General features: G+C 54.4%; 15 protein-coding genes. 9 read left to right on the forward strand and 6 right to left on the reverse strand.

What is annotated here, in order from left to right; all coding sequences use genetic code 11:
- The first annotated feature begins 181 nt into the window (after positions 1 to 181).
- The gene (locus DFO57_RS11220; protein WP_014605096.1) at positions 182 to 688 is read left to right on the forward strand and encodes a GNAT family N-acetyltransferase; all 507 of its coding nucleotides are present in this window, start codon (positions 182 to 184) and stop codon (positions 686 to 688) included.
- A 58-nt stretch (positions 689 to 746) separates the two neighbouring features.
- On the opposite strand, the gene DFO57_RS11225 is transcribed toward DFO57_RS11220, so the two are convergent.
- The 4 genes from DFO57_RS11225 to DFO57_RS11240 form a co-directional block, all read right to left on the reverse strand.
- Positions 747 to 1,475, reverse strand: a complete 729-nt coding sequence (locus tag DFO57_RS11225) for a helix-turn-helix transcriptional regulator (RefSeq protein ID WP_013027122.1) — start codon at positions 1,473 to 1,475, stop codon at positions 747 to 749.
- Entirely contained in the window at positions 1,454 to 1,846 is a 393-nt protein-coding gene (locus tag DFO57_RS11230; RefSeq protein WP_042677512.1) for an amino acid-binding protein, read from the reverse strand. Before DFO57_RS11230 ends, DFO57_RS11225 begins: the two co-directional genes overlap by 22 nt.
- Positions 1,839 to 2,159 carry an antibiotic biosynthesis monooxygenase gene (locus tag DFO57_RS11235; protein ID WP_029569123.1) on the reverse strand — a complete coding sequence of 107 codons (321 nt, stop codon included), beginning with the start codon at positions 2,157 to 2,159 and terminating at the stop codon, positions 1,839 to 1,841. The genes DFO57_RS11230 and DFO57_RS11235 overlap by 8 nt, the downstream gene beginning before the upstream one ends.
- Before the next feature lie 237 nt (positions 2,160 to 2,396).
- The gene (locus DFO57_RS11240) at positions 2,397 to 3,254 is read right to left on the reverse strand and encodes an SDR family oxidoreductase (RefSeq protein ID WP_014594532.1); all 858 of its coding nucleotides are present in this window, start codon (positions 3,252 to 3,254) and stop codon (positions 2,397 to 2,399) included.
- Positions 3,255 to 3,356: 102 nt separating this feature from the next.
- On the opposite strand from DFO57_RS11240, the gene DFO57_RS11245 reads away from it, so the two are divergent.
- The 8 genes from DFO57_RS11245 (at position 3,357) to DFO57_RS11280 (ending at position 10,212) form a co-directional block, all read left to right on the forward strand.
- Positions 3,357 to 3,740 carry a helix-turn-helix domain-containing protein gene (locus DFO57_RS11245; protein WP_014594531.1) on the forward strand — a complete coding sequence of 128 codons (384 nt, stop codon included), beginning with the start codon at positions 3,357 to 3,359 and terminating at the stop codon, positions 3,738 to 3,740.
- 785 nt (positions 3,741 to 4,525) lie between these two features.
- Positions 4,526 to 5,938 (forward strand): cytochrome ubiquinol oxidase subunit I, encoded by a 1,413-nt coding sequence (locus DFO57_RS11250; RefSeq protein WP_014594530.1) that lies wholly within the window; start codon positions 4,526 to 4,528, stop codon positions 5,936 to 5,938.
- Between the two features lies 1 nt (position 5,939).
- Positions 5,940 to 6,944 carry a cytochrome d ubiquinol oxidase subunit II gene (gene cydB, locus DFO57_RS11255; protein ID WP_014605101.1) on the forward strand — a complete coding sequence of 335 codons (1,005 nt, stop codon included), beginning with the start codon at positions 5,940 to 5,942 and terminating at the stop codon, positions 6,942 to 6,944.
- Between the two features lies 1 nt (position 6,945).
- Positions 6,946 to 7,113 carry a DUF2474 domain-containing protein gene (locus DFO57_RS11260; protein WP_013027115.1) on the forward strand — a complete coding sequence of 56 codons (168 nt, stop codon included), beginning with the start codon at positions 6,946 to 6,948 and terminating at the stop codon, positions 7,111 to 7,113.
- A 231-nt stretch (positions 7,114 to 7,344) separates the two neighbouring features.
- Positions 7,345 to 8,211, forward strand: a complete 867-nt coding sequence (locus DFO57_RS11265) for a helix-turn-helix domain-containing protein (RefSeq protein ID WP_105087642.1) — start codon at positions 7,345 to 7,347, stop codon at positions 8,209 to 8,211.
- Between the two features lie 168 nt (positions 8,212 to 8,379).
- The gene (locus DFO57_RS11270; RefSeq protein WP_105087643.1) at positions 8,380 to 8,574 is read left to right on the forward strand and encodes a hypothetical protein; all 195 of its coding nucleotides are present in this window, start codon (positions 8,380 to 8,382) and stop codon (positions 8,572 to 8,574) included.
- Positions 8,575 to 8,773: 199 nt separating this feature from the next.
- A complete protein-coding gene (locus DFO57_RS11275; protein WP_110015350.1) occupies positions 8,774 to 9,598 on the forward strand; it encodes a siderophore-interacting protein in 825 nt (274 codons plus the stop codon).
- A gap of 83 nt (positions 9,599 to 9,681) precedes the next feature.
- Positions 9,682 to 10,212 carry a PadR family transcriptional regulator gene (locus DFO57_RS11280; RefSeq protein WP_013027112.1) on the forward strand — a complete coding sequence of 177 codons (531 nt, stop codon included), beginning with the start codon at positions 9,682 to 9,684 and terminating at the stop codon, positions 10,210 to 10,212.
- A gap of 14 nt (positions 10,213 to 10,226) precedes the next feature.
- On the opposite strand, the gene DFO57_RS11285 is transcribed toward DFO57_RS11280, so the two are convergent.
- Together DFO57_RS11285 and DFO57_RS11290 are read right to left on the reverse strand one after the other, a co-directional pair.
- Positions 10,227 to 10,520: a SelT/SelW/SelH family protein gene (locus tag DFO57_RS11285; RefSeq protein WP_013027111.1), complete on the reverse strand. Its 294-nt coding sequence runs from the start codon at positions 10,518 to 10,520 to the stop codon at positions 10,227 to 10,229.
- Between the two features lie 614 nt (positions 10,521 to 11,134).
- The gene (locus DFO57_RS11290) at positions 11,135 to 12,118 is read right to left on the reverse strand and encodes an MDR family oxidoreductase (protein ID WP_110015351.1); all 984 of its coding nucleotides are present in this window, start codon (positions 12,116 to 12,118) and stop codon (positions 11,135 to 11,137) included.
- Between the last annotated feature and the right edge of the window lie 424 nt (positions 12,119 to 12,542).

Consider the following 12,542-nt stretch of genomic DNA (forward strand, 5'->3'; position numbering starts at 1 on the left):
ATTCAACTAAATATGGCGGGTTTAGCCGTAAATGCATTTCAGATGAATCTCTTAGGTAACAACGAAATAAATTTTAATCTACCCGGAGGGTAATGTTTATGACGCAGGTGAAGGTGATAATACACAAAAATGTCACGATGGAGCACAATGGCGTGAACAAGACCGCGAAGGACAATTTAGCGTGAAACCTTATACCTTACAGCGTCTCACTGACCGGGATATGGCGGCATTTCGGACTATCAGGCTTGACGGGCTCAAGCGTCATCCCGCTGCCTTTGGCGCAGATTATGACACTGAGCGTCATCAGCCTGACGCGTTTTTTGCGGCAAGGCTACGTGAAAACTGCGTGCTGGCAGGAGCAGACGATCGGGGCCGGTTGGGCGGCATCGTCGGTGTGCGCTTTAATGCCGCGCAGAAACAGCGCCATTACGCCACGATCTGGGGAATGTATCTGTGCCCGGAATGGCGTGGAAGCGGGCTGGCAAAGGCGTTACTTACGGCCGCGATAGCCGAAGCCGGTGAATGCTGCTGCCTGAAGCTCGCCGTGAGCACCACCAATACGGCGGCCGTCCGGCTTTACCGCTCGGCAGGGTTTCAGACCTATGGCACGGATGTGGCCGCGCTTTATGTCAACGGCGTTTATCACGATACCTTGCTGATGCGGCTGGACAAAGAACCCGAACGCTGAGCAATAAGCCTTACGTGCTTCGTCACCCGTAGAACTAACGGGCGACGTGAAGTGTGCGTCAGCTCAGGCTGATGTTGAACAGGCGCTGAAGGGCCAGTTTGCCGCTGTCTGTCACAACCAGTTCCCGGTATCCCGGCGCCTGAACCAGCCAGTGCTTTTGCAACAGAAAGCGTAACAAGGCGGCACCCACTTCGCCTCCCGCATGGAAGCGTCTTTCACTCCAGTCCAGGCAGGGACAGCAGGCTTTTCGCCGGGAGCGGGGCGCAAGCGCAATCCCTGCATTTGCGAAGTTAGCTGTGCCACGTGGCGTGAGCCCAGTGCCGTCCTCACATATCCAGCCTTCCAGTTGCAGAAAATCATAGATGGCTACGGCAATTTCGCCGGCCAGATGATCGTAGCAGGTTCGGGCTCGCCTCAGACGGTTTGGCGTCGTGGTTTTAAGCGGGGTGCCGGGCGCTACTGAAACGCCCATCAGATTTTCCAGCAGGCTGGCAACCTCGCGACCGGCCAGGCTGTAATAACGATACCTTCCCTGCACCACACAGACGAGCAGGCCCGTCTCAAGCAGCTTATTCAAATGGCCACTGGCGGTTGACGGGGCGATATCGGCCACCACGCTCAACTCGGTGGCGGTCCATGCCCGGCCATCCATCAATGCGCAAAGCATGTGCATTCTGGAGGCATCTGCCATCGCCGAGGCGACCACAGACATGCTGATCTCCAGCGAGGGCTGATTATCCTGATGATGGCGGGAAGGGATCAGTTTCATTCTGTCGCGCATGTCCATTGACGGGTCAGGTCGCCAGCCCGCAAATCGTCATCTGTGAGCAGGATGAGGCGGTTACTGTGATCGCTGTACTGAACGCATATATTAATGCCGTTTTGCGCAATAATCCGCGCAATTTCGCCCAGCTCCCCCGGCCGCGCCTGTGCCAGCTTTCTGATGAGTGGCTTTTTAACGTCCCTGACGTCAAAACCAGCCTGCGACAATACCTGTTGGGCTTTGGGGCCATCTTCAACAAGGAAGTGGGCGTGGCTCTCCTGGGGCGTACAAAACACACCGCCCCCTTCCAGACCAATGCCATGCTGGCCGAGAAGCGTGCCAAAGGCGGCAAGCGCGCCTGGCGTGTTGCTGAATACGACATGAATATCAAACATGATGACGTCCCTCTGGCCCTGAATAGTCGCGCATCACCTGAGCAACGCGTATCCGGTAATGTGAAAAAATATGGCTTTTACCTTCTTCCTGCGCTGACTGATGTTCTCTGTTTTCTCGCCAGTTTTTTACCGCACTCTCATCTTCCCACCAGGAGAGCGATAAGATCTTTCCGGGCGTGCTCAGGCTCTGGAACCTTTCAATCTGGATAAACCCCGGTAATTCAGCCAGCCCGGACGACAACTCAGCCGCCAGCGCAAGATAGCGTTGTTGCGCTGCGGGTAAGGCTTCTGCTTCAAAAAGAACAGCAATCATTTTAGATCTCCATGAGTAAGCATGCGGGCAGTTTACGCGCGGCAGAATGCGATGCTTCGGCGTGTACCGAACAATGGCGTGCTCCATTTGGAGAAGGGCAGGGCGAGAAGAGAGAAGGGACGTGCGCCTGGCAGAGTAAAAACCGACAGGGGAGAAATCCGCCGTTGCCTGCCGGCGACTCTGCTCCGGTAAACAACGGCGCGATCGCAGGGCAAAACGCCTGCGATTCGGCTGATCTTATCCTTGTACCAGCGTGGCGCGAATCACGTCCTGGTAAGGCGTGGTTGGACGACCAATAAGCTGGCTCAGCGCGCGGGAATCATCGAACAGACCGCCCTGAGACGCGCCGACATCAGAGTCCGCCAGTAAGTCCGCTAACGGCGCCGGTAAGCCTGCGCCTTTCAGCGCCGCCGCAAAGTCTGCCTGCGGCAGGTTAACGTAATCAACCTGCTCACCGCTTTGCGCGGCAATCTCAGCGGCAAATTCAGCCAGGGTGTAGCTGTGATCGCCTGCCAGTTCGTAGACCTTCCCTGCCTGATCGTCACGAACCATCACTTCAGCCGCCGCATCGGCATAGTCCTGACGCGCAGCAGACGAAATCCGTCCTTCGCCCGCCGCACCAATGAACGCATGATGTGCCAGAGCAGGTGCGATGCTCGCTGCATAGTTTTCCGTGTACCAGCCGTTGCGCAGCAAGGCATAAGGCACACCTGACGCCGCCAGCATGGCTTCGGTTGCGCGGTGCTCGATCCCGAGCGAAAGCGGAGAGGTATCCGCATGCAGCAGGCTGGTATAGGCAATAAATTTCACACCTGCGGACCTGGCGGCCTCAATAACGGCTCTGTGTTGAGGTTCACGCTGGCCGACTTCGCTTCCCGAAATGAGCAGCAATTTTTCGACTCCTGCAAAGGCGTCCGCTAACGTCTCAGGTTTATTGTAATCCGCCTCACGCACGTTAACGCCCAATGCGGCAATATCCGCCGCTTTAGCAGGCGTGCGCACGGTAGCAACAATCTTGTCTGCCGCAACTTTTTTGCTTAATGCATCAATGACTAAACGGCCCAGTTGGCCAGTGGCACCCGTAACAGCGATCATGAGGTTACTCCTTAAGATGACAGTTGGTAAAATGCAGCCTAAGCGATAAACTAACTTTTAGTAAGTACTTACAGAATTGTTAGCATGGGGTGAAAGCGTTAAATGTCTGAAAAACTGAGCGAAAAATTTAGCCGGGGCGAGTTGCTCAATGTTAACTGTCCGTCACGCGACCTGTTAAAGCGTATCACCAGTCGCTGGAGCGTGCTGATCCTGCTTGCGCTTAAAGATAAAACGCTGCGATTTAGCGAACTCCGTCGTGCGGTGGGGGGCGTCAGTGAACGTATGCTGGCCCAGAGCCTGCGCTATCTGGAAGAGGACGGCTTTGTGCAACGTATAGCCTATGATGTCGTGCCGCCGCATGTGGAATACCGCCTGACGCCGCTGGGGCGTGAAGTCGGGGAGCAGGTCGTAGGGCTGGCAGACTGGTTAGAAGAGAATCTTGAGCGCATCCTGTCTCACCGCGAAAAGGACACTGCCGCTGAATAGCCTGTTGATCCTGACGGGCGAGCGCCTGCCGGGACGAAGCGACGTTCCCTGACCAGACGATGCCCGCTAACGAATGCGCAACGCTTAGCGGAGATAAACCGTCGGCCTTATCTGCAACCTGGCGATGATATCCCGTAGCTTTTAACATCATTTTTACTACTGCGATTATTTTGACAAGGCTGCACCCGTAAATAATGGCACTGCCAGTTAATGAACACCGGGTCATTTACATGTTCGATATTTTTTTAACATAAATAGCAAACTAATCCAGGCCGCCTGCGGCGGATAAACGCTTTTTTACAGTTCATTAAATATGTCCCAATCTGAAAAATAACCTCAGAAGGGGTAGATAAGATAAATACCCTGCTAAGGATATAAAAAAACACATAATTTCAGTGTGGGATGTGCATTTTAGCCCGAGGCAGGTGCGCGGAGTTGTGCTGAATAACAGCTAAAAACAGCGGGTTGCGCGTTTTTTCGTGCTAAGCCTGTCTGGACAGGAACTCACTTTTTTATCCCCTAATTTAATAACAATAATGTCACAAAGCTACGCTGTAATTAACCTTTCCTCGTTGTTTTTTAAATAAAAGATCTTTCAACAAAAAAATGATCTAAATCAAAAAATACTGTTATAGTTTTTACTTATCCAATTGTCTCTGTTTCACCAAGGCGAAGCGTTTTACATTCGCCATGGAATTTTTCTGTGCAATGGAATGACGTTCTTTGTACATAAGTTGTTAATTATAAGTAACTATACGGTGTTCTATGTGGCAAAGAGGTAAGCAATGTTTGGATTAGATGCCTTTCATCTCGCCAGGATCCAGTTCGCATTTACTGTTTCCTTCCATATTATCTTTCCAGCCATTACGATCGGCCTGGCCAGTTTTCTGGCTGTGCTGGAGGGAATGTGGCTCAAAACGCGTAATCAAACCTATCGCGATCTCTATCATTTCTGGTCAAAAATATTTGCTGTCAACTTCGGCATGGGCGTGGTGTCCGGGCTGGTGATGGCGTATCAGTTTGGCACCAACTGGAGTGGCTTTTCCCAGTTCGCGGGCAGTATTACCGGCCCCTTGCTGACCTATGAAGTCTTAACGGCGTTCTTCCTGGAAGCCGGTTTTCTGGGCGTCATGTTATTTGGCTGGAACCGCGTCGGTCCGGGCCTGCACTACTTTGCGACCTGCATGGTGGCTCTCGGCACGTTGATTTCGACGTTCTGGATCCTCTCGTCAAACAGCTGGATGCAAACCCCGCAGGGCTACCTTATTCAGAACGGCGTTGTCGTGCCGGAAGACTGGTTTAAAATTGTCTTTAACCCCTCTTTCCCTTATCGCCTGCTGCATATGTCTGTAGCGGCCTTCCTGGCCAGCGCCTTCTTTGTCGGCTCCTCAGCCGCCTGGCATTTACTTAAAGGCAACGACAATCCCGCCATTCGTAAGATGTTTTCGATGGCGCTGTGGATGGCCCTGATTGTCGCACCCGTTCAGGCAATGATTGGGGATGCGCACGGGCTTAATACCCTGGAGCACCAGCCGGCAAAAATTGCGGCGATTGAAGGCCACTGGGAAAATCCGCCGGGTGAGGCAACACCGCTCATTCTGTTTGGGCTGCCGGATATGGAGGAGGAGCGCACCAAGTATGCGCTGGAGATTCCTTACCTGGGCAGCCTCATCCTGACGCACAGCCTGGATAAGCAGGTGCCGGCGCTGAAATCCTTCCCGAAGGAAGATCGTCCAAACTCAACCATCATCTTCTGGTCATTCCGTGTGATGGTGGCGCTGGGGCTGCTGATGATTACGCTGGGCGTGGTCAGCTTGTGGTTGCGCTATAAAGGTCGCCTGTATCAGTCACGTCCCTTCCTGTGGTTTGCCTTGCTGATGGGCCCTTCCGGCCTGATTGCCATTTTAGCGGGGTGGTTCACCACCGAGATTGGCCGTCAGCCTTGGGTGGTTTATGGCGTGCAGCGCACTATTGATGCGGTGTCACCGCATGGTGAAATGCACATGAGTATCAGCCTGCTCGCCTTTATCCTGGTTTACTCCTCCGTATTCGGTGTGGGTTATCACTATATGATGCGGTTGATTAAGCAAGGTCCGGTCACGGGCGAAGGCGATATTGTTGAAACGGGTGGTCCCGGCCAGATTAAAACGCCAGCACGTCCGCTCTCTGCCGCCACTCACAAGAATGAGGAGCGTTGAGATGGTTGATTACTCTGTTATCTGGTTCGCGATTATTGTCTTTGCTGTTCTGATGTATATCGTGATGGACGGTTTCGACCTGGGCATCGGCCTGCTGTTTCCCTTTAATAAGGATGCAGGTGAGCGCGACATGATGGTGAATACCGTTGCGCCGGTCTGGGATGGTAATGAAACCTGGCTGGTGCTCGGCGGTGCGGGCCTTTATGGCGCTTTCCCACTGGCCTATGCGGTGATTGCGGATGCGCTTTCCATTCCGCTGACCGCGATGCTGATTGGGCTGATATTTCGCGGCGTGGCATTTGAGTTCCGCTTCAAGGCCGTGGAGCATCACCGGGCGTTCTGGGACAAGTCGTTTATCGCCGGTTCGCTGCTGGCAACCTTCAGCCAGGGGGTTGCGGTGGGTGCCATGCTGGATGGCATTCCGGTATCAGGTCGTAGCTTCGCCGGTTCCACACTGGACTGGCTGGCGCCGTTCCCGCTGTTCTGCGGCGTAGGACTGGTGGTGGCCTATGCACTTCTGGGCTGTACCTGGCTCATTATGAAAACCGAGCATGAGCTGCATCGCAAGATGTCCGCTCTGGCAACGCCGTTGCTTATCGCACTGCTGGTGATTATCGGCGTGATCAGCATCTGGACGCCGTTTACGCATGAGAATATTTCGCACCGCTGGTTCAGCATGCCGAATCTGTTCTGGTTCCTGCCGGTACCAGTCCTGGTCGTGCTGAGTGCCTGGGGGCTGAGAAGGGCGATCAAGCGTGAGGCGCACTATTCGCCTTTCCTTCTCACGTTAGCGCTGATTTTCCTGGGCTTCTCAGGTCTGGGTATCAGTATCTGGCCGAATATTATTCCGCCATCGGTATCGATCTGGCAGGCGGCGTCACCGCCTCAGAGCCAGGCCTTTATGCTGGTGGGTAGCCTGCTGATTATCCCGATGATCCTGGGCTACACCTTCTGGAGCTACTACGTGTTCCGCGGAAAAATCAAAGCAGACGAAGGATACCATTGATATGCAAACCCAGGTCGACAGCAAAGAACGTCAGAATGAAACCCGGTCGCCGTGGTGGAAACGTGTGCTGTGGCTGGTGGTCATCTATGGGGCAAGTGTGCTGGCGCTCGGTGTGGTGGCCACGCTGTTCAGAATGATGATGACCGCCGCCGGTATGCGAAGCCACTGAGGATTTATTCTCCGTACGTTTCTTAACCGCAGTACGCGCGCTTTACGCCAGGCTGCACTCTGCCTGTCTACTCAGCCAGCCTTCGGGCTGGCTTTTTAAATAGTAACCCAGGCAATTAATGCGCTTTTTGCCTTTCCACCCTCTCGTTTACCCGGTGCTTCATTACAATCCCTAAGGCTTTTTGTTACTCTTTTATGACGAATTTCCCTTCTGTTTTCTGTTCATACATCAATGCTAAGTCAAACCATAAAAAAACAGCATATTAATGATTTAGTCGACTGGATTGAGGCCAATCTCACCAACGACATCAATATCGACCAGATTACCCTCAAGTCTGGCTACTCCAAATGGCATATGCAGCGTCTGTTTAAAGAGATGACCGGGCAAACCCTGGCGGCCTATACCCGAAAACGACGCCTGACTCTCGCCGCCATGGCGCTGCGGCTGACCCGGATGCCGTTGATTGATATTGCGGTGCGCTTCGGCTTCGAAAATCAGCAGAATTTTAACCGGGTCTTTAAAAACCACTTTATGATGACGCCAGGCGCCTTCCGTCGCCACAGAGTCTTACCTGTGCGCCATTTTCACGGCCGCATTGCGCAGCGCGCACCAGTCAAGCAGGCGGTGCTGGTTATACGTGAAGAAGCCCTTCAGCTACAGGGTGAGACAGTGGAGTGGGAGTGCCGCTATGGCGACTATATAAGCGACCGCCATCATCGCGTTGCTGAGCAGGTGCGCCAGGTTGTTCGCGCCCGTCAGGGGGCCGCGCAGGGCTGGCTGGGGTTCCAGTACGGGCCGGGGAACGGCTCTGTCGAGCAGCAGCATATTAGCCTGTTTCGTGGCCTGGAAGCACAGCAAACGGCTGATGCACATTCCGCCCTGCCGGTTCGCACCATTGCGCCAGGCCTCTACGCCAGCCTCGCGTGGAGCGGGGTGCCGGACCAGCTCACGCGGTTCATCGCAGACATTTATTATCTGCATTTGCCCAAGCTGGGCGTAGCCTGTCGGCCGGGGATGGATTTACTGTGTCTGGACTTGGCCCGAAGCACGCAGGACAGAATCGAAGGCGTATTTTTCATCCCGGTTACCCAGGGCTGAATGCACATAACGTGCGCCATAATGTGATAAAACGCACGATTTTATAAGCGGATTAGCTGTGCAGGCGTAAAATTCTTCCTGAAGCTCACAGAGGCGCCATTACCACGGCTTTTATTTCTCAGGGCTGGAATATTCACCTGCTTTCTACGCCTTATCAGGCTAAAACACATGATTAAAATCTCTCAGATATCAGCGATGCTGCTGGCTATCGCGCTGTGTGCGACCCCAACGTTGGCTGCCGCACAACTGACCGATCCTGCCAATGTGCCCACAGGGTTACATCCTGGATCGCAGGGGACGCATAGCGAGATACTCGGTGACAGCTCCCTGCCGCAAGGCAGTGGGCAAAACCCGGCGCGGTAACCACGTTATTACCGCTATCCCCTTAAAAGGCGCCTGAGCGCCTTTTTCGTTTTCTGTGCTTCCTTCCTTTTTGTCCGCGTTTTTTCACAACGTATCGCATTTTTCGTCATTGTTCTTAAGATATATCATGGCTATTCTTAGCGGGTTTATATGAGAATGATTTCTATTTACTTAAGCGGCGCGAAAACAGCTTCTTTGCATGCAGCCGCGTTTACGGAGAGTCCTCGTGCCTACATCTTATTCCCGCCGCTTACCTGAACGCGTGCGTAACGAACTGCGCTTCCGCGCTATCCACGTCGCCGAGAAAACCCGAATTGCCGGGACGTTCTGGCGCATTGTCTTCACGGGCGACGATCTGAAGGGGTTTCATTCTCCCGGTTTTGACGATCACATTAAGGTCTTCTTTCCCCCTGCTGACGGCGCGCCGCTGGCACTGCCGACGATCAACGATGACGGTATTCAGTGGCAAGGCGGATTGCGCCCTGTCGCGCGCGACTATACGCCGCTGGCGTTTGATGGTGCGTCATCGCTGACGCTGGATTTTTATATCCACGACAGCGGTGTTGCGAGCGACTGGGCAACCCAGGCACAGCCGGGTGACAGATTGATCGTTGGTGGACCGCGTGGCTCTCTGCTGGTGCCAACGGATTATGCTTTTCAGCTTTACGTCTGTGACGAAACCGGGTTGCCTGCTTTCAGGCGGCGTAGCAGTAGTGTGGAGGCTCAGGCGCTGCATCTGTTTGCCTGTGCTGATGAGGTGACCGGACAAGCCTACCTGGGCGATACCGGCAATGCCTCTGTTAACTGGCTTGGCAGCGGCAAGATGACGCTGGCGGATTTACCACATTTGACGGCCGCGCTGGACAGGATCGCGATTCCGCAGCACGACGCTTTTATCTGGCTGACCGGAGAAGGGCAGTTCGTAAAACAGCTGTGTGACTATTTCACCACACAGCGCGGGGTTGACGCTGACCTGGTGCGCGCCGTGGCCTACTGGCATCAAAAACCCGCTGCCGTTCGTTAACTGAATTTAAGTGACCTGCCGTTGATTGAATTTCGCCTGATGGCCCACTACCATCAGGCTCTTTCCACTGACTCAGGCAGATAATGAAAATGGATTCGGCACGTTCAGGGCAAGATAACCGCGATGCGCCCTGCAGTGGACGGCGCAAGCGCCGTGAGAAAATGCTTGATGCCAGCGAGATCCGTCTGCTGATGCTGCATTTTATCTCGCAGCGCGCGACACATGGCTATGAGCTGATTAAATGCATTGAAGACCTGTCAAAGGGCGAGTATTCGCCCAGTCCAGGCATCATTTACCCGAATCTGACATGGCTGGAGGAGATGGGGGCTATTCACATCAGTGACCCTCAGGCTGCACGTAAGGCTTACGTGCTCACCGAAACGGGGCAGGCCATGCTAAAGCACGATGCACAGCCGCTGTCAGGTCTCATCGACCGGTTATCGTCTTTGGCAGTGCTGGTCAACAACCGCAGCATTCCTGAAATTGAGCAGGCGATCGATCATTTTAAAACTGCCCTGAACACGCGTCTGGCGCAGCAGGACATTACCGATGAAACCCGGCAAACAATCGTCGCTGCTCTGATGACTGCGGCAGAGGATATCAGCCGCAGTTAATCTGACGTGGACGATCAGCTGTCGTCCGATCGGTTTTTATCGATATGCCCTAGCGAACGCTCCGGAAAACAAATATCCCTTACCCGCTGCTTGAGTGCCTGAGCATCCGGGAATCCGCCATCGCGCTTGCGCTCCCACAGCAGATGTTCATCCAGGGTGATTTCAAATACGCCGCCGGTGCCGGGACGCAACGTCACGCTGGCGAGATCCTGTGCGAAGGTCTGTAACAGTTCCTGTGCCATCCACGCGGAGCGCAGCAGCCAGTTACATTGGGTACAATAGTGAATGACGACCACGGGTTTTTGCATCTTTCCCTCTCTTTATCATTAATTAACGCTCAGGCCAGCAGGGGCCGCAAGCATGCCGGCCGGGCTTTTCGCATGGGTTTTCTGTTTTCTTTATACGTTGCTAACCCTGACGCGAATCCTCACCCGTGGCAGACAGCAGCGCAAACCTTACCGCATCGCTGGCCGAAACGGTACCGGTGTGCCCCTGCGTTTATTCTGATAAAACATCAAATTAGCGGCTCCGGAACCGACAGCGAAGGGGCCGGGGTAAGGCTGTCTGACGTGAGTGGGAAGCCCTAAAAAAACAGATGGCGGTAAGTCAGGAGGCCCTCTGTAAGATGCCTCGGGACGCTCGGGATGCTCGGGATGCTCGGGATGCTCAGGATGCTCAGGATGCTCAGGTAAGCCCATGAGCCAGGCTTGTCAGCAGTAATGCGAGCCTGCGGGCGGGGAAGATAGCCCGCCCGTAGGCTCAGTCTGGATGAGCCGGGCATTGCCAGCAGGTGAAGTTATCGCCCGCTGGCAGCACTTTCCCGGCAGCCAGAAGTGGTAAGGGAAGGGGCGAGCGGGGCAATTCAGGAACTAAGCGAATGACTGATGCGCCCGCCTTCGTCGCCCCTGGCGGAAGGCGAACGTTAAGCGCAGTCAACCACCAGACGGCCCCGAACTTTGCCATCCAGCAGATCCTGTGCGCCCTGGTGCACGTCACGCAATGGAATGACCGTTGTTATCTGGTTCAGTAACGCGTCATCCAGAAGCTGCCCCAGCCGCTGCCAGGCCTGCTGGCGCAGCGGTTTAGGGCACATCACGCTGTCTACGCCAGCCAGTGTCACACCGCGCAGAATGAAGGGCGCGACACTACCGGGCAGATCCAGGCCTTGTGCCATACCACAGGCCGCGACCACGCCGTCACGCTGGGTGCCGGCCAGCACGTTGCTCAGCGTATGGCTACCGACGCTGTCGATGGCGGCGGCCCAGCGCTCTTTCCCGAGGGGTTTACCCGGTTGAGCCAGCTCGTCGCGATCTATCACTTCGGCTGCGCCCAGGATGGTTTTTAAATAGTCTTCATCGCTGGCTCGCCCGCTGGAGGCGATGACGTTATAGCCCAGTTTTGCCAGCAGAGAGACGCTGAAGCTGCCAACGCCTCCGCTGGCCCCGGTCACCAAAACCGGGCCGCTGGCAGGCGTAATGCCTTGTTTTTCGAGTGCCAGCACGCACAGCATGGCGGTAAAGCCCGCCGTTCCGATGGCCATGGTATTCAACGGGGTTAGCGTTTCAGGCACGGCTACCAGCCAGTCGCCAGGCACGCTGGCTTTCTGAGCCAGCCCGCCCCAGTGTTTTTCCCCGACCCCCCAGCCGGTGAGCAGCGCCGCATCGCCTTGTTTCCAGTCGGGATGGCGACTTGCTGTGACCTGTCCCACGAAGTCAATGCCCGGCACCATTGGAAACTGGCGCACAATCGGTCCTTTATTGCAGATGGCCAGCGCGTCTTTGTAGTTGAGGGTGGAATAGCTGACGTCGAGGGTGACGTCTTCATCGGGTAATTGTGTTTCGGAGAGTTCTTTTAGCTGAGAGCGGTAACCTTGTTCGTCCTTATCAATGACCATTGCCTTAAACATGTATCCTCCGTTAGGCGTAAGAATAATCAGGCAAGTTTACGCCCGATGCGTCGATTAGGGTAGGGCACTGGCCCGACAAGTGCGAGGCTTGCCGCAAACCTGAGGCATTTCAGTGGCGATTTCAGTGGCAATGAGGGAGCGACTGCCAGCGTGCTGAAAAATGCATAATTGCGCATAAATAACAGAAACTTAAGCGGTTATTCATAGGTGTATTTTTATAAGTTTTTGATATTTAATGGTTTTATATTTTTCATTTATTGACCTGATATTTAAAGTTGTCGGGTTGTTCCTGCGGATAAAAAATGACATTATGACGGCCACTTTTTTCTCGCCACCGCCCGATAACAGAGGACGCTGCCATGTCCGGTTCAATGTGCAACTGCACGTGTTCCCACTCGCCTGAATTCGCGCGCGATCTGTTCTT

Source organism: Pantoea sp. AG702 (assembly GCF_003182295.1).
Classification (GTDB): Bacteria; Pseudomonadota; Gammaproteobacteria; order Enterobacterales; family Enterobacteriaceae; genus Pantoea; species Pantoea ananatis.